The sequence below is a fragment of the Muricoprocola aceti genome, assembly GCF_025567005.1.
GTDB classification, from domain to species: Bacteria; Bacillota; Clostridia; order Lachnospirales; family Lachnospiraceae; genus Marvinbryantia; species Marvinbryantia aceti.
The window spans coordinates 17,251-36,618 of the sequence record NZ_JAOQKE010000011.1; the positions used below are offsets into that span (position 1 = coordinate 17,251).

Below are 19,368 nucleotides of genomic sequence, written 5' to 3' on the forward strand. Positions count from 1 at the left end.
TCTATTCTATTTTGTGTATTCTTTATAGCCAACTTTGGCCAGCTTTTCTGCTTTTGCTTCTACCTGTTCCTTTAATTCCTGTGAATAGTCCTTCAGTCTCTGAAGAAGTTCCGGATCGGAAGTAGCCAGAATCTTAGCGGCCAGCAGTCCCGCATTAGCGCCTCCATTGATCGCTACAGTAGCAACCGGAATGCCGGTTGGCATCTGTACGATGGAATACAGGGAATCTCTTCCTCCCAGAGAAGTGGTATGCATTGGAATGCCAATCACTGGCATCGGGAATATCGCTGCGCACATTCCTGGAAGATGTGCTGCCATACCTGCTCCTGCAATAATGACTTTCCATCCCTTAGATTCTGCTGATTTTGCATACTCAAAAAATAAATCTGGTTCTCTGTGTGCAGAAATAATCGTCATCTCATATTCCACACCAAGCTTTTCCAAAATATCAGCGGCCTTTGCCATAACAGGCATATCTGAGTCGCTTCCCATTACAATACCGACTTTTGTCATTGTGCATTCTCCTTTTGTCTTTAAACTTTTAGGCATTCTTCTAAGCCCTTATTTTACTAACGTTTTTTCTGCTTGTCAACTCATTCGCCCACGTTTGCAAAGGGTTTATTCAGCTCTTCTGTTCCTGGCAGAATAAATCGACCGTTTTGGATAATCGGCGTCTGACTGCCGTCTTTGTGAAGCACAGCCAGAAGCCCCAGTTCCTTATATGGAATGGTAATATCTGTATGACATCCAAAATATGCTTTTGACAAATCTTCTTTTCGTAAAATAGATACTTCATTATCCCTTGCTATAATCTCCTTGCCATCCGGATTATAGACTGCTGTATCTTCTGACCAGCTGTAGCAGGTATCTCCCACTGCAAAATGAGGACCCATCTTTTCTGCAATCAGTATCGGCAGTTTATTGCCAATACCATATTTTTCTGCCATTACATAGGCTGTAGTATTGGTTCCAATGGCAAATTCTCCCATAGGAAGGGTATCATGATGGAACAACACATTTTCTCTGACATATTTTTTATTTTCTTCTTCGTCTTCAAAATTACTGCAGGTATAATCAGTAACCATACCATCCTGGAAATGAATCTCCAGATTCTCATAACGAAGTTCCTCAAGATAAACCTCACTGACATGAAGCACACCTGTCGTGCCTGCAAGTCTCGGAGAAGTAAACACTTCCCCCACCGGAATGTTCACATCTGCCACACAGTTTTCAAAAATCGTCTCTTTCTGTGGATCCTTCAGATCAGTCAGGCTCACTGTCAGATCCGTTCGATTGCTGTCTTTTCCAAGGATGTGTACCTTGCAGCCCTGATCCAGTGCATCTATGATGGTCTGCTGAATTCTCTGATATAACTGATAGTCCAGTGTATTAATCTTCACTGTCTCTGCAAAGATCTCTTCAAACTGTTCTCCGATCTCCGGTACCGGGAACGCGATAATGGTAAAACTGCGTTCTTCGCCAATTATATAGCGATTGGTGATCTGTGCTGTCTCATTTGCCAGTTCTACGGCCATCTTCTGCTGTTTTTCCGACAGACGATAAGCTGCTTCTTTATTCACCGGGACAAATGGTACTTCACCGAAAGTCTCCACGCAGGCTGGTCCGGCATGGGTATTTGCCTGTTCTTTATACTCTTCATAAGCGCTGCGCATTACCCCCAGCTTGCGTTCCATAAATGCACGATCCAGATAAATGGCTGCATCACCCTTGTGATCGTATTCATACTGTTTATTGGGAATTGCCCCGTAATATCCGATGCGAATATGCTCTTTTTTATTGATGCTGTGTGCTGCGCTGCGATAGATCACCGGTCTCAGCCCCATCTGCGCAAAATTCTCGATCGCTTTGCGGATGATTCGTTCAAATCCCAGAATATATCGTATATTAACTGTCTTTTTCTTTGACAGATCTTTATTTCCCAGAACGAATCCCATCCGATATCCTTCTGTATAGACCGATGCAATGCGGTCAATCTCTTCCTGCGGCAGACTATTGAGGAAGCGGGCGGTGCCAAGAACACTTTCATTGACATACTCACCATATTTGTACAGGTAACGCAGATCTGTCAGATCCTCTTCTGTAATGATCCGTGTTGCAAAGTCCAGCGTTGGATCTACGGCCTCCCGAATCCGACAGGCAAGAGTCTGATCGCTATAATCGCTGACATACCAGTATACAATCTGCTGGATCTGGCGGTAAGTCGGTAATTCTTCTTCTTCAAAGCAATTATAGATTTCAATAAACAGCTCGCATACAATCAGCAGATCTTCCCATCTCTGTTCGAAGGCATACACAATCATCCCTCTGATCTCTGTGTACAGGAATGATAATATTCTTCCGTGTACTTCCCCCAGCTCTGCTACTGCATACTCCGGATTGCCAAAACAGTGTTCATACTGCTCCGGCAGGATATCTGCATACATTCTCTGATTGCACTGTTCCCATTCCTGTAATGTCCAGTCTGCTGTTTTTCCTGTCCGAATGGTCTCAGCCAGATCCAGCATCTGACTGATAAACTCTGCCTCTTCCTTAAAATACCGTGCAAATGGTGCCGGTATCGCTGCTTCTGTGACAATCTCACTGATCCGCTCCGCTGCCAGCTGCATTCTTTCTTTTTTCAACTCATCAAACTGTTGCATCTCTTCACTCCTTATGCTCCTCCAAGTGCTACGCCCAGCCATACGACAAACACGATTCCACACAGGATGGATCCGATCTTCGGATATTTATATTTGATATTCTTTCTGGAAAAGCTCTTTACTCCAATGATAAATCCCACAAACGCAAACAAGATTCCTGACAATCCAAACGCTCCTGCATAGATTCCGGCATCTCCTCTCATATAATAAGAAGAATACACTGCCACAATCAGAAGCGCCAAAGAAATTCCTCCCATAATCGTAGATACGATTCCATCTGTAGGATGCGTCTTTTCTTCGAAAGAATACATCGTTTTTTTAGCCATAATGCTTTCTCCTCATTCTGTTGCAAATAGTAAATAGCAGGAATCCCAGGACACCTCCCAGGGTATTCAGGAACAAGTCATCCACATCAAAACTTCCTACTTTGGAAATCAGCTGTGTACATTCTACCAGCAGACTGAATTCAAAAGACAGAGTCAGAATCATGAAAAAATTGCGTGCTTTTCGATTCAGCACAGGCAAAATTGCGCCAAACGGAATAAAGCAGATCACATTTCCCACAATGTTGGCCAGTACCGCTGCCATACCCAATTCTTTTCTGTATCTCCAGAATCTGGTGATCTCTTTAAACAAATGCAGATTGTAAGTGTACTCCCGCTCCGCATAACTTCTGCCCAGACTTTCTACAAAAAAGAGAAAGTAGGTCAGACAGATCAGATATAGCAAAAACAGTCCTGCACTGACAATCTGAATTTTTTTCTTTGTTTCTTTTTTCACGCTGCACCCTCTGCTAGAACATGATATTCTTCTTCGTCTTCAGAAGTCCTGCTCCGGATACAATGGCCATCACTCCTGCTGCAATCCCTACAACCAGAATCACGATTCCAACTGCAATATTGCAGGCGCCTGCCAGACTCATGCTGCGATATACTTTTTCATTCATATGCAAGCCTCCTTTTTCTATTTTGCTCCATATTGTTCATAATATGAATCAATGGCTGCTTTTATACTGTCATCAATCACAATCTTTCCCTGACATTCCTGATTATAAAGTCTCTCTATTACCTCTTCCATAGTAACGATCGCATGTGCCGGGAAACCATACTTCTCCTGAATCTCATCCAGTGCGCTCTTTACTCCGCCTTTTCCGATTTCCATACGGTTCAGAGATACCATCAGACCTTTTATCTCCACATCTGCCTGCTCTTTTAAAATCGGGAATGTCTCTTCAATAGACTTACCGGATGTGGTTACATCCTCAATAATCACTACTTTGTCGCCATCTTTTAACTTGCTTCCGAGAAGAATTCCGGTATCCCCATGATCTTTTACTTCTTTTCTGTTTGAGCAGTAACGGATATCTTTTCCGTAAAGTTCACTGATTGCCATTGTAGTGGCCACGCTCAGTGGAATTCCTTTATAAGCCGGTCCAAACAGGACATCAAAGTCCAGTCCGTAATTGTCATGAATCGCTTTGGCATAATATTCGCCCAGCTTACGCAGCTGTGTACCAGTCACATAGGCCCCTGCATTCATGAAAAACGGAGACTTTCTTCCGCTCTTTAATGTAAATTCTCCAAACTTTAATACCTGGCTGTCCACCATAAACTCAATAAATTCCTGCTTATACTGTTCCATCTTCTTATACTCCTCTTTTCCTATCTGTTCTCCAACGCCTGATTAATATCTGCCACCATATCTTCTACCGCTGCACGGCTTGCTTCTCCAAAGTGTTCTGCTCCGAACTTTGCATATTTTTCCTGCTTGTATGCAGCAATGATACCTCTGGATGAGTTCACAATTGCGCCCAGTCCATCTTCATTAAAGAAATGCACCAGATCCGCACCTTTTCCTCCCTGTGCACCATAGCCAGGAACCAGAATATAAGACTTTGGCATTACTTTACGCAGTACTTTTCCCATCTCAGGATAAGTAGCCCCTACGACAGCACCGATATAGCTGTACTGTTCACCCATACATTCTTCGCCCCACTGTGCGACCTTTTCTCCAACCAGTTCATACAGTGGTTTGCCATCTATCAGCTGATCCTGGAATTCTCCACTGGATGGATTGGAGGTCTTTACCAGAATAAATAAGCCCTTCTTTTCTTCCTTGCAGACTTCCATAAATGGCTTGATGCCGTCAGATCCCAGATATGGATTCACGGTAGCGAAGTCCTCGTCAAAAGCGCTGTAGGTCTTACTTCCTACCTGTACCTTTCCCAGATGTCCGGTTGCATAGGCAGCTGATGTAGATCCGATATCTCCACGCTTTACATCTCCGATTACCACCAGTCCCTTAGACTTGCAGTAATCAACAGTCTTCTTGAAGGCCTTCATTCCTTCGATTCCAAACTGCTCATACATGGCGATCTGTGGCTTCACCGCCGGAATCAGATCACAGGTGCAATCCACGATCTCCTTATTATACTGCCAGATAGCTTCTGCGGCGCCTTCCAGTGTCTCTCCGAATTCCTGAAATGCCTTCTCTTTTACCTGCTGTGGAATATAATTCATCATAGGATCTAATCCTACTACGATTGGTGCCTTGGTTTTCTGAATATTACTGATCAGTTTCTGAATCATGCTGTGCCTCCATTTTCCTCTTTTGATATCTGTTCTTCTCTATCGGATATTTTTTAATGAATCCCGATTCTTTGTTTATGATACCACATAGTAAAACTGCCTGTAAAGAAAGTCTTTACAGGCAATTTAAAATCCTATTGCAACTATTCATTTATGCTTCTGTTTCAGATTCTGTCTCCGTTTCAGATGCTGTCTCACTTTCGCTCTCTGTCTCTGTTTCAGATGTGGTCTCTGTCTCAGTTTCTTCTTCAGATGCCACCTCTGATGCTGCTTCTGTCTCAGACTCACTCTCAGATTCTGCTTCGGTTTCTGCTACTTCTTCGATCGTTGCGTTCTCATATAAGAATTCCAGAACCTTTTCCTGAAGCAGACTGTTCTTGATATAGTTCTCACCATATGCTTCTTCCAGCTTGGATGGATCGTCCATACCCTGTGCTTCTGCATATCTTGCCAGTCCGGCTTCGTATTCTTCATCAGATACTTCGATGTTCTCCTCTTTGGCGATAGCCAGTAAAGTCATCTCTTCACCAAGTGCTTCCTCTGCAACCGGCTGAATCTGTTCATTAAATTCGTCCTGAGTCATTCCGTAATTTTTCAGATAATCATCCAGTGACATACCGTACATGCTGGCCAGCCATTCATAGTAATCCTTTGCACGCTTGATCGTATACTGCAGATTTTCTTCCGGATATCCATCTATTGTTGCGTTCTCATATACTGCCTGAAGAAGCTTCTGCTCAGCTTCCGTTTTCTGAGATTCCTTTGCCTGATCTTCCAGATCCTGGCGAACACTCTCCTGATATGCTTCTGCTGTCATTCCTTCTACTACGCTGTCTGCCACTTCATCAGTCAGTTCCGGTACACGGGAGATGGAATTTACAGTTACCGTAAATACAACATCTTTACCAGCCAGATCGGTGCTGTGATAATCCTCTGGGAACTTCAGTTCCAGATCCTTCGTGTCACCAACCTGCATACCGATAATACCATCTTCAAATCCGTCGATGAATGTGCAGGAACCGATCTCCAGATCATATCCTTCTGCACTTCCGCCATCGAATTCTTCTTCGTCGATCTTGCCGACATAATCAATATTAACGGTATCACCTGACTCTACAGTACCTTCTGTCAGGGTCTGTTTTGTCTCAGATGCAATCTTGTCCATTACCTGCTCATCAGTAACCTCTACTGGTGTAACTTCTACTGTCAGGTCTTTGTATTCACCAAGGGTTACATACTCACTTGCATCATATTCCGGAATATCTGCCACATTGAACTCTGTCTCTGTTTCAGATTCTTCTTCACTGCCAGTCTCGGACTCTGCTTCTGATCCGGTTTCTGTTTCAGAGGCGTTCTCACTTTCACTCTCTGTTTCGGTCTCTGATGCAGTCTCGCTTTCGCTTTCTGTTTCGGTCTCTGATGCAGTCTCACTTTCGCTTTCTGTTTCGGTCTCTGATGCAGTCTCGCTTTCGCTTTCTGTTTCGGTCTCTGATGCAGTCTCGCTTTCGCTTTCTGTTTCGGTCTCTGATGCAGTCTCACTTTCGCTTTCTGTTTCGGTCTCTGATGCAGTCTCGCTTTCGCTTTCTGTTTCAGTCTCTGATGCAGTCTCGCTTTCGCTCTCAGTTTCACTCTCAGCTGCTGCTTTTCCTGTCTTTAGCTCTGCTGCTTCTTCTGATTCAGATTCTGCTTCTGTGGTCGCTGCTTCACTTTCGCTTTCGGTTTCGCTTTCAGATTCCGCTTCTGTGGTCGCTGCTTCACTTTCACTCTCAGTTTCAGTCTCAGACGCAGCTTCTGTTGTTGCTGCTTCTGTTGCTTTTTCTGTTTCTTTTTCACTGCTTCCGCATCCTGTCGCTGCCAGTGCTACGCAAGCCAGCAGTGCTGCTACTGCTTTTCTTTTCATGATCCTATCCTCTTTTCTTCCACACTTTCAAGATATTCCCTCTTTATGCAAAAGGCTTTGCCTCATCACATCAACATCTGACTGTCCGCCAAGACTCTTTTTCTTACAGATCCGGTACCGGAAGTGGTCTGTCTGGATCCAATACTTTACTGGCATCAAACAGATCTGCTGCCATTGGATTTTCTGATATCGCGTCATTATAAATCCGATACCCATCCAGATCCCGTCTGCCCTGATGCAGATACTCTGATGTTACAGTTGTTGTATAAGGTTCAGAGTCCACCGGGCAGTAAATATCAAATCCTTTACTCTTAAAATATTCGTACTTTGCATTGTCACTGGTGTAGCCATTCGACGCAATGTCTGCACCGTGAGCAAAAATAATGGCATCCGTCTCACCAATCAACGGGGAAACATATTCAAACCATCTCTCTGTATCTCTTACCAGATCGTCATAATCTGTCTCGCCTACATTCTTATGTCCCCAGGTATGACTTGCGAACTCCCATCCATCAGCCTTCATAGCATCTGCAACTGCTCTGGCATCTGCACATTCCTTCTCCCAGTTGAAGTCTGGATGTTTGGCCAGCCATTCTGACTGCAGATCGTCCTGATAATATACATCAGAATTGGTATTGTGGTCTTTACTGTAGGTTCCATCAGTACGATATCCCAGAATGCCATTATATCCAGTAAGGGCAATGATGCCTCTCGCACCTTTATAACAGCCATCCGGATGTTCTTCCATGAAAGCATCCAGTCTTGGCACTGCATCATAAGCTCCGGTCACTACCGTACCATCATCCTGAACATATTCGCAGGTAGGCTTGCCATTCTCATCCAGCACAATCTTCGATGCCACGCCATGGTTGTCATACGTATGATAATAACTGAGATCATCCAGCGAAAGTACAAATGCCTTCTTTCCTTCCGGAAGGTAAATGGTATTCGGTTCTATGGTTACGCTGCCATCTTCGTTGGTCTTTTTATTGATCAGATCATGAATGCTGACCAGTACATATCCTCTGTCGTACATCTCCTGGGTAATCTCATCAAACTCAGAAACTGTCGTCATCCACTGCTGCCATCCAGCGTATCCATCCAGATCTGGATTAAATGCCTTTGACGGATCCACTACCAGTGTATGATAGAAAATATGAGTCACTTCTTCTGGTGTGATGGCCACGCAGGCTGCTTTCTGTGCCTCATAATCAGTCACTTTCTGCTGAAGGTCTGTTCTCACTGCATATAGAGGAGAAGCTTTCAAAAGCTCCGCTGCTCCATCATAATCATAAGAAACTGCCATACTGTCTGCCTGAGCAATCAACTGTGCTGCTTCTTCATCCGAATGATCTTCTGTCTCAGTCTCGCTCTGAGTCTCTGTCTCCGTTTCGCTCTCAGTCTCCGTCTCAAACCATCCGGCTGGAAGCTTTTCTTTTACTCCATCCGGCAATGAGTCCCTGACTGACTGTATCCAGCCGGAGGCAGTCTCACCGACGGTTCCTAATCTATTCTTTACAAGTTCCAGATTATCTCCGTCATTCCCCAGAATCACAAAACAAATCGCACCGGCTATCACCAGTATCATCAGAAAAAGGATCAGGAATCCCATTGTCCTTTGTCGTCTTTTACGCTTTTTTCGCCTGGCCGCTCGTGCTTGTGTATCTTCTTCATACCCCATAAGCATTCATCCCTTCATAAAAATATATTCTTTTTTACTTTATCATAAGTTTACCCAAAAAACAATCGGAAAGATTATTGCACTTTTGAAAAAAGAATGTTAGAATAAAAAAAGCGAATTCAGAGGAGGAGAAAAATGACATTTCTTAACGTATTAATTATTATTCTTGTCATTTTAGTGATTGTTCTCGGTGTTCTGTACTATTTTGGCAGAAAAGCCCAAAAGAAGCAGACCGAGCAGATGGAACAGATGGAAGCTGTAAAACAGACCGTTTCCATGCTGATAATTGATAAGAAGATGTTACGTTTAAAAGATTCCGGACTCCCTCAGATGGTCATTGACCAGACTCCAAAGCTTATGAGACGTTCCAAGCTTCCGATTGTGAAAGCAAAAGTTGGTCCAAGAATCATGACGCTGGTTGCAGACGCAAAGGTATTCGATGTCATCCCAGTGAAGAAGGAAGTAAAAGCTACTGTAAGTGGCATTTATATTACAGATGTCCGTGGAGTAAGAGGTCCGCTGGAGCAGCCTGTGAAGAAGAAAGGCTTTTTCGCAAAGTTACGCAATAAAGCACAGGATACTCTTAATAAAGAAGCAGCTGCCAATGCATCTGCAAAATCCAAAAAGAAAAAATAAACGTATAAAATGACCGGCCGGGATGAACATTCCCAGCCGGTCATTTTATATTTCTTTATTTCTGATTCTGCGTACTACTACAGTCACCAATATCAATGCCGTCAGCAGAGGCACCACATTTTCCAGTATATTGGCAATTGCTCCGACATATGGAATCCAGGCAATCACCCTGCCTTTCAAGGCATCACTTCGAAATGGTCTGTCGCATACTGTGTTAGCATCACCTTTCGTCACTATGATATCTCCCTCAACGGATATTACTCTGTGTACAATCAGTTCTTCCTCTGCCTGATAAACGACAATCTCGCCTGGCTTAGTCTCTTTTTCTTCTTTTATAATTAACAGTGTTCCAGCCGAAAAGGCAGGTTCCATACTGCCGGACAGCACATTGGCTGCGCCATACCCGAAAGGCATCCACAGTTGATTCTCTCCAGCCTGCTTTGAGATCAGCAGATAAATACTGCATCCCACCAAAATTCCAAACACAATTATCAGAGTCAGTCGTTTTTTCATCCGGTACTTTCTCTGTCTTTTCTTTTTCTGATTCTCTGCAAATGTTGTCGTTTGCGCCTGCGTCTTCATGTTACAATACTTCGTTCCTTTCGCCATTTTCTTCATTCCTCATAAATCGACATTTTTCGACATCAATTTTGAATGTTTATGTATTGTAACAGATTTTTTTGCTTATTTTCGTTTTTTGCAAAATCCGCACGTTAAAAAGCAAAATCGTTAAAACTTCATCCGGTTTCTTCACAAGGCTCTTTTCTTTGTGATTTTCACCTGTTTTCGAAACTGAAGACTCCACAAAGTGCGTAAATTCAAGGACTTCTACCTATTCGTCCTTTGTAGGCCACAAACAACTTCAACGGTATTTTCATTGTCCCAACTAAGTTCTTCTATTTCCGAACCATTGAAATACACCGGAAAACGGAACTTAATGTGCTTCAGGAATCTGCCATCCGGCTGCTCCTGCTCATAAATGTCTACCTGTTCTACAAAACTGTTAAGAAATTCTTTCTTCTCCAGATCCGTGAACTTGTCATATAGTTTATCAAAATACAGCAAGAATTGATAGACGTTATCTTCTGATATTTTCTTCTGTTTGATATTCAGCAGACGGTTCTTGACTTCACTGATGCTGTTCTCCACACCCTCGATTTCATCATAAAGGCGATACAATCTTGTCTCCATATCCTGATATTTTTTCTCATAAAAACGGTCTGTAATATCCAGACTGTCCATCTGCTGTCCAAGTCGATTTTTTGCTCCAGTCAGCTGCCGATGCTGTTTCTCCAATTCTTCAATTTCCTTTTCCACTTCCGTTGTGTCAATTCTTGCACCGATTTTCTTTAAAATTGCTTCCTCAAATTTTGGATTCTGCGCAAGCCTCCGGATTACTTCCTCTACCGCATCATTCACCTTATCTTCACTCCATTGTTTGCGGTAGCTGCAGTTATGCCCGTCCACCAGCTTCCGATGCTTGCAGGCATAATAGAAATAATCTTTATATGCCGTACCGTCTTTTCTTTTTTTTCGATTGACATTCCCATACATTCCGCTGCCACAAAGAGGGCATTTCAAAATGCCGGATAAAATATGCTCATGCTCCAGACTATGGGTCTTTTCGTATGATACTCCTGTTTTCTGCCGTTTCTGATGTGCCAGTTCCCAAGCCTCTTCTGAAATAATACCTTCATGGATGCCATCGTTCAGCATATACTCTTCCTGCTTCACAATCCGATATTCATTTCTTGTTCCGGGAACTTTTTCATTCTTTCTGCGACCAAATGCCAATTTCCCACAATAAATCGGATTATCCAGAACACCTTTGATGAATGAAGTTGCAAATGCGTCCAGTGTATTATTCTGTCTCTTTTTCTTTTTATATCCATGCTGGTTCAGCCATGACGCAATCGCACTCATTCCCATATTGGTATGGATAAATTTATCAAAAATTAGTCGAATTACCTCTGCTTCGTCCTCTGCAATCTGAAGTTCTCCGTTTACCAGTTTGTAACCATAGGGAGCAAATCCACCGTTCCATTTACCTTCCCTTGCTTTCTGCTTTCGTCCTTCCATGGTCTGCACCAAAATATTTTCACGTTCAATTTCTGCCACCGCTGACAAAACGGAGATCATCAGCTTTCCACTGTCTTTAGAACTGTCAATGCCATCCTCTACACAGATCAGATTCACTCCAAAATCCTGCATCCTCTGCAATGAATTCAAAACGTCCGCAGCATTACGCCCAAAACGGGAAAGCTTAAATACCAGCACAAACTGTACATCGTCCGTACCATCTTCAATATTGTCCAACATCCGCTGAAATTCCGGTCTGCCTTCTACGCTTTTACCGGATTTACCTTCATCTGCAAATTCTTTTACAATCTCCATGTTCTGATACTCGGCATATTTTCTCAGTTTATCTCTCTGTGCATCCAGACTGTAGCCATCCACCTGCATGGTGGTGGATACACGGATATAGATATAGCATTTTGTCTTTTTTTTCATAAGTATCTCCTTATTTTTCTGATAAATATCCCAGTGCAATTTCCAACAATTCCGCTGCAACCTGATGATTCCTGATACGCATTAAATTATCCCAAACATCTACTTTTCCAAGAAGATTCATGCCCCCATGCCATACTAATTCATCATCAATGACAGCAAACCGTTCTTCTACTTCTGTTTTTGTTACTACATTCATTCCTACCAGCTGCATTGTTCTGATTAACTCATGGCATACATCCGAACTTCCATAAACAATCTCTTCCGGATCTGTTGTGATGATAGTTACCTTTACGCCTGCTTCCTGTCTTCCCTTCATCAGGAATAAGAATCGTTCAATCTTGTCCTGTCTGATATCCGGGCTGGAAATTACCACCATTTTTTCTGCCTCCACTATATCCTGTTCAAACTTTTCGGTATAATTTCCGGAATCGAATATTGCATTTATCATCTGTTTCGACTGCAACTCTCCCGTCCATATTGAAAATCCTGTCTTCTTGTATGTTCTTAATCTTTTTGCATACATCTTATCAAAGAAGCGAACATGAGAATCAATATAATCATACACATAAACAGCTTCTTTTCCGGGATAATCTCTATTCAGTCTTCCCACATACTGTTCAAGACGCCCTTCAAAAGACACAGGAGCTGCAAGCATTAATACATCCAGTCTTGGAAAGTCAAACCCTTCTCCTATCTTCTGACCGGTTGCAACTAAAATAAGCGTTTCATTTTCAGGAACCTGCTTTAACCTTACTCGAATTTCTGCATTTTCCTTATCGGAGTTATCACCATATAGAAGAAATACATGATCTGCTTCCCCTTTCAAAGCATCATATAAAAATTTTGCATGTTCCTTAAATTTCGTCAAAATTACCGGAGTTTGTTTTCTTGCAACACAAGTTAGCACATCGTTTACAATCATTTCATTACGTACCCGACTGGTACTAATCAGACTATACGCTTTATTAATATCATCCTTGCTTTCTGCATTATCGACTACTCTTGTATATCTCGGGACAAAATAATGTCCGATTCCCTGCTCTTGCGCCCTCTCCAACGCAGTAAACCTGTGTCTCAGTGGCCCCAGCAACATATAAATGATCCTGTCAAGGCTGTCGCCACGTTTTGGTGTAGCTGAAACACCATACACATACTTCGCATTAATTTTCTGTAATAATTCCATGGATGTATTGGAAGCTGCGTGATGGCATTCATCCATGATTACCATTCCATAAGAATTAATCCGTTCATTAAACTTTCCCCTGCTATACATAGAACCAACCATTGCAACATCTATGATACCTGTTAATGTATTTTTACTGCCGTGCAAAATTCCTATCACACTGTCTCTCTTTTTCTTTCTTCCTGTTTTTGTTTCATATTCCGGTGGTTCTTCTTTTATTTCCAAAAACTTATTCAGTTCATCGACCCACTGATTCAGTAAGTCTTTGCTTTGTAACAGGATAAGCGTATTTACTTTTCGCTCAGCAATAAGATAACTACATACTACCGTCTTACCAAATGCAGTTGCCGCACTCAAAACACCATCCGAATGTGACAGTAATTTTTCTGCCGCCAGCTCCTGCTGCGTTCGCAAATCTCCCTTAAAAGATACTCGGATTGGATGTCCTGTTTCTCTCTGATCAGAAACATCAACAGAAATCCCTGCCTTTTCACATTCTTCTATTAATTTTTCTCTCAGTCCCCTCGGAATCTGTATGTACCCATCTATATCCTTTCCTAAATACACAGCACTAAAATTGTAGTAATTTGAATATCCAAGCCTTTTATTTTTATAAAATTCCGGATTATCAAATGCTGCCAGACTACGAATCTGATTTTGTATTCTTGGCATAAGGTTCAAAGTATCAATATAAACACCATTACCCAATACCATATGCAGCTTGCCCACAACATCAGCTTTAGAAAACTCGCACTTCTTTTTCCATGGTTTCGGTCTGGAGTTTTTATCAATATTAGCAAGCATTCCTCTGGCTTCTGCTAATTCTCCCTGCCATTTTGTCATGTATTGTTCAACATCTTCTACGCCCAACTTATCCGTTTTATTAAATAGAGTATCCCATTGATCAGGATATGCATTCCAATTTTCATCTACAAAAGCACTATTTCCATTCTTAAGTGCCTGTCCCTGTAACGGTAATGCAATCAAATTACCTATACTACTTGTCACATCCTGTGAAGGATACATTCTGTCATAATAATGAAACGATTTCAGATTAATGGAAGTTGAACCTTTATCCAATAAGAGAAATCCGAAATTTCTTGCCGTTGCCGCCGGTATTGCCTTTTTAAAGAAAATCCATACATGTGCCCCTTTCCCGGAGCGGGATCTCTCAACTAAAGGTCTGATACCATTAAGCTCACACATTTTTCTAAGAGCATCCACTTCTTTATGCCACTCATTATCCGTATTGGCAAAATCGGTAGCTTCCGCTCCTTTTTCATGGTTATCAAAATCAAATACAATAAATCTGCATGTACCATTTGGCAATAGAGGATATACACCAATTACATCTGAACCATCCTCTTTAAATCCCAACAAATGAGCAATTATTTTTTTAACATCCAGCCTTGTCCATTTGGTATTTTCACACTCATCACAAAATACCTTCTCTTTACGTTGCTTAGGGCAAAGTCTGTCATTCCAACGATTATCACATTGGGGAAAATAACCACCGTTCTTACCTCGTCTGGCATATACATCTTCTCTTCCCCAAAACATCGAAAAGAAACGGATTGCCATCTCTTCTGAAATAAACGAAGGATTCACAATACGTTCCCCCTGATCCGGGTCATACTCTTCTGCATTTTCTATTTTTTCTTCGAAAGGATTTACCTCATCATATGGAATACTTGCTTTCTTCAATTTATCTTTTAATAATCTGTTCTCATATTCAAGTATCCTAACCATCTTTCTCAACGAATCCACATCGTATGCTTCTACGTTCACCTCTGTCACCTGCAATTCTTATTTCTTCACAATATTATCTCGCATTCATTGTCCCAACTTTATTCTATCATTTGTTCCAACTATCTTCAATATTTGTTTCCGAATATTTAACGCTTATATGAATAAACTAATACTACCACTAAAAACAGATTGACTTTCTGAAATCAATCCTGTATAGTATTTTTAGTGGTTGTGCTACGGATGCTTGAGGGGCCCGTAGCCGGAGGAGCTCATGCGTGGGCTCCTTTTTTACTATACAGGAGTGATATATTATGGAGAAAAAATTTCTTACATACGATCAGCAAATTGAAAAATTACAGAGTGAAAAACAATTAACCATTTCAGATGTTCCAACTGCCATCCATACGCTAGAGCATATCAGCTACTATTCTTTGATTGGCGGATACAAAAATCTGTTCAAACATAAACCTTCTGGAAAATACTTATATGGTGTTACATTTGAAGAAATTGTTGCATTTTATTATTTTGATGAAGAGTTACGGACTTTATTTTTAATGTATATTCTTCATGTAGAACGGCATCTGAAATCTTTGATTTCCTATCACTTCTGTGAAAAATTTGGTGAAAGTCAGGCAGAATATCTAAACCCTGTAAATTTTAATTCTGCAAAGAAAAACCAAAAAGCTGTCAATCGCCTGATTCATTCTATGCAAAACTGTATTTCGATGCCTTCCCATTATAATTATATTTCCCATTATTCCAAGGTATATGGTAATGTTCCACTCTGGGTTGCAATGAATGCTGTTACATTTGGACAGCTTTCTGCCTTTTATCAATATATGCCAAACGATGTCCAGGTAAAAGTCAGTAAACATTTCCCAGGCTATACAGAAAAACAATTGCATCAATTTATCACTATTATTGCAAAGTGCCGGAATGTATGTGCTCATGGAGAACGATTATATGATTTTCGAACTCAAGATACAATCCCTGATACACTCCTACACCAAAAGCTTTCTATTCCATTGAAAAAGGGGAGTTATACTCTTGGTAAACACGATTTATTTGCTGTAGTTCTTTCACTAAGATATCTCATCAACAATGATGATTTTAAATCATTCAAACGCTCTCTTATCCAGTTAATCAAGCGAGTACTTAAGCAGTGCCCACATTTAACACAGGCACAACTATTAAAACAAATGGGATTCCCTGAAAATTGGGAGAAGATTTGCAGATATAAAATATATTAAAATCATATATAAAACGGCAGCCCTGCGATTTCCATCTCAGGAAGCTGCCGCTTCTTTTTTCTCCTGTCCATTGTTTTCCTTATCTTCCTCCAGTTCCCGGAGCAGCTCTGGAATGCTGTGGAAGCTGCTGAAAAAACAAAAGACAGCCGACTGGCGAGAGAATTTGCTGTGGCTCTTCCCATAGAATTGGATGCCGACAGCAACATCTCTCTCCTTCAGGATTTTATTCAAAAGAACTTTGTAGATATGGGGATGTGTGCTGATTTTGCCATCCACGATACCGATGGACATAATCCCCATGCACACATTCTTCAAGTCTATCTGACGCCCTCTGCCACACAGGAAAAAGACTATGAGATTGATACACGGATTGATCATCACAGTTTTTCTGATCAGGGCATTATTGAACAGCCGACAATCCACGAAGGCTATATTGCAAAAGATATGGAAAAGAAAGGCATGATTTCTGACCGATGCAAACTGAATCGCCAAAGCACTGGAAAATATCCATGGTACCATGATCATCTTCCAATACCAGATGCTCCATAACGAAAAGCAGACCACTTCCGCTAAAGAATGGATAAAAATGACAAAGCCCGTAATAGAAAAATACAAAGCCACCAAACAAGAAATCCAAAACTGGTCACGGAAATTGATAAGGATGCGAAAGAGAACTTTCTTACCCGTTCCCAGCAGATCAATATGATCCTGACCGGATATGGAATCGGTATTACCGCATACTGATTCAAAAGTGTTGTAATCTGTAGCCCTGCTACGGGAATATTTTCAATGTCTCCGGAGTACTTTACGATTACATCCCACAAGCAATTGAATCTTTTTTGTTATGTTAACTTTATTTCTGCCGTTTACAATAACAAATACACTACTATTCCAACAATTCCAGATCCAAAGATAATCCCTATCGGATTCACCTTAAACTTCCGCAGAAGCACAAGGCACGCTACAAATATCACACCCTCCACAACTCTGAAATCGGATATTACCAGCTCTGAAAGCGAAGTATTGAAAAGTGCCAGCAAAAGTAATGAAAAACCGGCTGATGCAATCATGGCAACGATTGTCGGACGCAGCCCAATGAGCACTCCCTGTACAATACTCAGGTTACGGAATTTCATATACATCCAGGATAATGCAAGGACAATGAGGGCCGAAGGGAGAATACATCCTAAGGTACACACGATAGCCCCCGGCAGTCCCGCAATCTGTTGTCCCACAAAAGTAGCACAATTCACCACAATCGGTCCCGGCGTTATCTCTGCTATTGTAATCAAGTCTGCAAACTGCCCCATGCTCATCCATTGATTCGTTTCCACAATCTGACTCTGAATCAAAGGCACAGCTGCATAACCGCCCCCGAAACTGAAAAGCCCGATTTGAAAAAATGACCAGAACAGTTTCAAATATATCATTTATCCTATTTTCTCCTTCCTGTCATAATACTATAATATAACCCAATTTCAGAACAAATCAGTATCAGAACGATTGCACTGACCTTGAAAAACACAGTAGCAACAAATGCAGCAATCATCACCATAATCCATAGAACATTTTTCGTCTTAAATATATTGGATGCCAGATTGATAACTACATCGACAATGACTGCCGCAACCCCTGCTCTCATGACCTGAAGCGCACGTGCGATAATCGCATTGTTCTGGAACTGATTATAAAATACAGAAATGACAGAAACAGTAATCAACGGAGGCAGTACTGCTCCCAGTGTACAGATGAGTGCGCCCGGTATTTTGCGGATACGATAACCAGTAATAATTGCCATATTGACACCCAAAGGCCCCGGTGCCGACTGTGCGATTGCTGTCATATCCAATATTTCTTCTTCTGATATCCAGTGCAGCTTTTCTGTAAATTTCTGTTTTATCATTCCAATGATTACAAACCCTCCTCCAAACGTACACGCACTGATTACAAATATATTTTTGAACAATTTCCAGTAAATCTGTGACACGGGTAATTCTTCCAAAGACTTGTTTTCTTTCTGACTCACTAAATACCCCCTTCCTCATGAATTTAACAAGAGTAAAGATAATCGTAACTTTTAGTTCAAAACCGTAATGTCTCCAGTGGCAAATTCCTCCAAAATGTTGGTATAAAGTGAGATAAGATTCTGATTACTAAGTTTTACCGGATTGTTCTTGAGCCGTGTGACATTTACTGAACGTGCAAGCAGAGGGATATCTTGGAAATTAACAGTTACATTTTCTTTTCCGAACAGTTCATGATTCATTTCTTTCAAAAGATTAACTGCATCCCATAAAGTTTTACAATCTAATGTAGAAACAATATTTTTAAACACTTGTGTAAGATTTTCATTATCTTTTGAATTTTTTATCATATATTCCCATACATAAGGCAGGCATACAAAGGCTGCTCTGCCATGAGGTATCTTATAGAGGCTTGTCAACTTATAACTCATTGCATGTGCTGCCGTAGTTTGTGTAATGTTGATTGCCTGTCCGGCAAGGTTTGATCCGATCATCATATTATCTGCACACGCTTGATCTCCACTAAGGTAACCACCTAAATTTTCCAAAATCATAGCAACTGCCTTCTGAGAAATTTTACGACTTTCTTCAGTTGCGTTTACCGACCACCAGGATTCAATCCCCTGACAAAGTGCATCAAGCATCGTACATTTTTTCTGATACAGGGGAAGGGTTTGTAAATTTCTTGCATCAAGCAGAGCATAATCAGGAATCAAGGTATTATCCGTAACCGACTGCTTTTCGCCCTTGTAGTAAACAACAGCATACCGTGTTGATTCACTACCTGTTCCGGCGGTTGTAGGTACGGCAATAAATGGTGTATCATTTTCAGGAAATTTTTGTGTCAAATAAAGCTCATTGTCTGACATTTTTGAAAACGCTTTAATACATTTTGCCGTATCTATTGTACTGCCTCCGCCTATAGCAATAATTCCGTCACATCTTTCGGATTTGAATAATTTTACACCCTCGCATACCTCGTCGTATAACGGATTTGAGGAAAAAGAATTGAATGTTACAGCAATGTTTTTTATCTTGCCATACTCATCAAAAGTGCCGAGTGATTCAAATGCAGTATCACAGACAAGCATAAAGCGTTTTATCTTATGCCTAACTGATATTTCATTTATCACATCTAACGGATTTTTATTTATGATAATTTCTTGTTTCATACTCAAAACCTCTT

General features: G+C 41.3%; 19 protein-coding genes. 3 read left to right on the top strand and 16 right to left on the bottom strand.

The window, feature by feature from the left end; translation table 11 throughout:
- Nucleotides 1-6: 6 nt before the first annotated feature.
- From purE to OCV47_RS09460, 9 genes are all read right to left on the bottom strand, one after another.
- Entirely contained in the window at nt 7-513 is a 507-nt protein-coding gene (purE, locus tag OCV47_RS09420; RefSeq protein ID WP_117448625.1) for a 5-(carboxyamino)imidazole ribonucleotide mutase, read from the bottom strand.
- Nucleotides 514-593: 80 nt separating this feature from the next.
- Nucleotides 594-2,660: an aminopeptidase gene (locus OCV47_RS09425; RefSeq protein WP_262654830.1), complete on the bottom strand. Its 2,067-nt coding sequence runs from the start codon at nt 2,658-2,660 to the stop codon at nt 594-596.
- Between the two features lie 11 nt (nt 2,661-2,671).
- Nucleotides 2,672-2,986: a DUF6142 family protein gene (locus OCV47_RS09430; RefSeq protein WP_262654831.1), complete on the bottom strand. Its 315-nt coding sequence runs from the start codon at nt 2,984-2,986 to the stop codon at nt 2,672-2,674.
- On the bottom strand, nt 2,979-3,440 hold the full coding sequence (locus OCV47_RS09435; protein ID WP_262654832.1) for a VanZ family protein: 462 nt from the start codon (nt 3,438-3,440) through the stop codon (nt 2,979-2,981). The genes OCV47_RS09430 and OCV47_RS09435 overlap by 8 nt, the downstream gene beginning before the upstream one ends.
- A 13-nt stretch (nt 3,441-3,453) precedes the next feature.
- A complete protein-coding gene (locus OCV47_RS09440) occupies nt 3,454-3,606 on the bottom strand; it encodes a hypothetical protein (protein ID WP_256298921.1) in 153 nt (50 codons plus the stop codon).
- Between the two features lie 17 nt (nt 3,607-3,623).
- Entirely contained in the window at nt 3,624-4,301 is a 678-nt protein-coding gene (gene pyrE / locus OCV47_RS09445) for an orotate phosphoribosyltransferase (RefSeq protein ID WP_262654834.1), read from the bottom strand.
- Between the two features lie 20 nt (nt 4,302-4,321).
- Nucleotides 4,322-5,248: an orotidine-5'-phosphate decarboxylase gene (gene pyrF, locus OCV47_RS09450; protein ID WP_117448620.1), complete on the bottom strand. Its 927-nt coding sequence runs from the start codon at nt 5,246-5,248 to the stop codon at nt 4,322-4,324.
- A gap of 151 nt (nt 5,249-5,399) precedes the next feature.
- Nucleotides 5,400-7,148 carry a trigger factor gene (gene tig / locus OCV47_RS09455; RefSeq protein ID WP_262654835.1) on the bottom strand — a complete coding sequence of 583 codons (1,749 nt, stop codon included), beginning with the start codon at nt 7,146-7,148 and terminating at the stop codon, nt 5,400-5,402.
- 103 nt (nt 7,149-7,251) lie between these two features.
- Nucleotides 7,252-8,829: a polysaccharide deacetylase gene (locus tag OCV47_RS09460; protein WP_262654836.1), complete on the bottom strand. Its 1,578-nt coding sequence runs from the start codon at nt 8,827-8,829 to the stop codon at nt 7,252-7,254.
- A 135-nt stretch (nt 8,830-8,964) separates the two neighbouring features.
- On the opposite strand from OCV47_RS09460, the gene OCV47_RS09465 reads away from it, so the two are divergent.
- Nucleotides 8,965-9,465, top strand: coding sequence for a hypothetical protein (locus tag OCV47_RS09465; RefSeq protein WP_256298914.1), 501 nt, complete (start codon nt 8,965-8,967; stop codon nt 9,463-9,465).
- Between the two features lie 45 nt (nt 9,466-9,510).
- Here OCV47_RS09465 and OCV47_RS09470 read toward each other — a convergent pair whose 3' ends face one another.
- The 3 genes from OCV47_RS09470 to OCV47_RS09480 form a co-directional block, all read right to left on the bottom strand.
- Entirely contained in the window at nt 9,511-10,074 is a 564-nt protein-coding gene (locus OCV47_RS09470; protein ID WP_262654837.1) for a signal peptidase I, read from the bottom strand.
- A 219-nt stretch (nt 10,075-10,293) separates the two neighbouring features.
- The gene (locus OCV47_RS09475) at nt 10,294-11,976 is read right to left on the bottom strand and encodes a recombinase family protein (RefSeq protein WP_262654838.1); all 1,683 of its coding nucleotides are present in this window, start codon (nt 11,974-11,976) and stop codon (nt 10,294-10,296) included.
- 10 nt (nt 11,977-11,986) lie between these two features.
- Nucleotides 11,987-14,947 (bottom strand): TOTE conflict system archaeo-eukaryotic primase domain-containing protein, encoded by a 2,961-nt coding sequence (locus OCV47_RS09480; protein ID WP_262654840.1) that lies wholly within the window; start codon nt 14,945-14,947, stop codon nt 11,987-11,989.
- A gap of 272 nt (nt 14,948-15,219) precedes the next feature.
- Here OCV47_RS09480 and OCV47_RS09485 point away from each other — a divergent pair, with 272 nt between their 5' ends.
- Both OCV47_RS09485 and OCV47_RS09490 read left to right on the top strand, forming a co-directional pair.
- Entirely contained in the window at nt 15,220-16,158 is a 939-nt protein-coding gene (locus OCV47_RS09485; RefSeq protein ID WP_262654841.1) for an Abi family protein, read from the top strand.
- 117 nt (nt 16,159-16,275) lie between these two features.
- Entirely contained in the window at nt 16,276-16,707 is a 432-nt protein-coding gene (locus OCV47_RS09490) for a MobA/MobL family protein (RefSeq protein WP_262654843.1), read from the top strand.
- A 20-nt stretch (nt 16,708-16,727) separates the two neighbouring features.
- Here the strand turns inward: OCV47_RS09490 and OCV47_RS16195 are convergent, their stop codons facing one another.
- The 4 genes from OCV47_RS16195 to OCV47_RS09505 are packed head-to-tail and all read right to left on the bottom strand — an operon-like array spanning nt 16,728 to nt 19,354.
- Nucleotides 16,728-16,982 (bottom strand): hypothetical protein, encoded by a 255-nt coding sequence (locus OCV47_RS16195; RefSeq protein WP_416888013.1) that lies wholly within the window; start codon nt 16,980-16,982, stop codon nt 16,728-16,730.
- Between the two features lie 42 nt (nt 16,983-17,024).
- Nucleotides 17,025-17,588, bottom strand: a complete 564-nt coding sequence (locus tag OCV47_RS09495) for a chromate transporter (protein WP_262654844.1) — start codon at nt 17,586-17,588, stop codon at nt 17,025-17,027.
- Between the two features lie 5 nt (nt 17,589-17,593).
- Entirely contained in the window at nt 17,594-18,184 is a 591-nt protein-coding gene (locus tag OCV47_RS09500; protein WP_262654845.1) for a chromate transporter, read from the bottom strand.
- Nucleotides 18,185-18,235: 51 nt separating this feature from the next.
- A complete protein-coding gene (locus OCV47_RS09505; protein WP_262654846.1) occupies nt 18,236-19,354 on the bottom strand; it encodes a phosphonoacetaldehyde reductase in 1,119 nt (372 codons plus the stop codon).
- Nucleotides 19,355-19,368: the final 14 nt, after the last annotated feature.

What these genes read in the sequence shown, in the direction of transcription:
- OCV47_RS09465 (WP_256298914.1), top strand. Translation starts at nt 8,965, where the DNA reads ATGACATTTCTTAACGTATTAATTATTATTCTTGTCATTTTAGTGATT.
- OCV47_RS09485 (WP_262654841.1), top strand. Translation starts at nt 15,220, where the DNA reads ATGGAGAAAAAATTTCTTACATACGATCAGCAAATTGAAAAATTACAG.
- pyrF (WP_117448620.1), bottom strand. Translation starts at nt 5,248, where the DNA reads ATGATTCAGAAACTGATCAGTAATATTCAGAAAACCAAGGCACCAATC.
- OCV47_RS09440 (WP_256298921.1), bottom strand. Translation starts at nt 3,606, where the DNA reads ATGAATGAAAAAGTATATCGCAGCATGAGTCTGGCAGGCGCCTGCAAT.
- OCV47_RS09475 (WP_262654838.1), bottom strand. Translation starts at nt 11,976, where the DNA reads ATGAAAAAAAAGACAAAATGCTATATCTATATCCGTGTATCCACCACC.
- OCV47_RS09495 (WP_262654844.1), bottom strand. Translation starts at nt 17,588, where the DNA reads ATGATATATTTGAAACTGTTCTGGTCATTTTTTCAAATCGGGCTTTTC.
- OCV47_RS09470 (WP_262654837.1), bottom strand. Translation starts at nt 10,074, where the DNA reads ATGGCGAAAGGAACGAAGTATTGTAACATGAAGACGCAGGCGCAAACG.
- OCV47_RS09425 (WP_262654830.1), bottom strand. Translation starts at nt 2,660, where the DNA reads ATGCAACAGTTTGATGAGTTGAAAAAAGAAAGAATGCAGCTGGCAGCG.
- OCV47_RS09460 (WP_262654836.1), bottom strand. Translation starts at nt 8,829, where the DNA reads ATGGGGTATGAAGAAGATACACAAGCACGAGCGGCCAGGCGAAAAAAG.
- tig (WP_262654835.1), bottom strand. Translation starts at nt 7,148, where the DNA reads ATGAAAAGAAAAGCAGTAGCAGCACTGCTGGCTTGCGTAGCACTGGCA.
- OCV47_RS09430 (WP_262654831.1), bottom strand. Translation starts at nt 2,986, where the DNA reads ATGGCTAAAAAAACGATGTATTCTTTCGAAGAAAAGACGCATCCTACA.
- pyrE (WP_262654834.1), bottom strand. Translation starts at nt 4,301, where the DNA reads ATGGAACAGTATAAGCAGGAATTTATTGAGTTTATGGTGGACAGCCAG.
- OCV47_RS09505 (WP_262654846.1), bottom strand. Translation starts at nt 19,354, where the DNA reads ATGAAACAAGAAATTATCATAAATAAAAATCCGTTAGATGTGATAAAT.
- purE (WP_117448625.1), bottom strand. Translation starts at nt 513, where the DNA reads ATGACAAAAGTCGGTATTGTAATGGGAAGCGACTCAGATATGCCTGTT.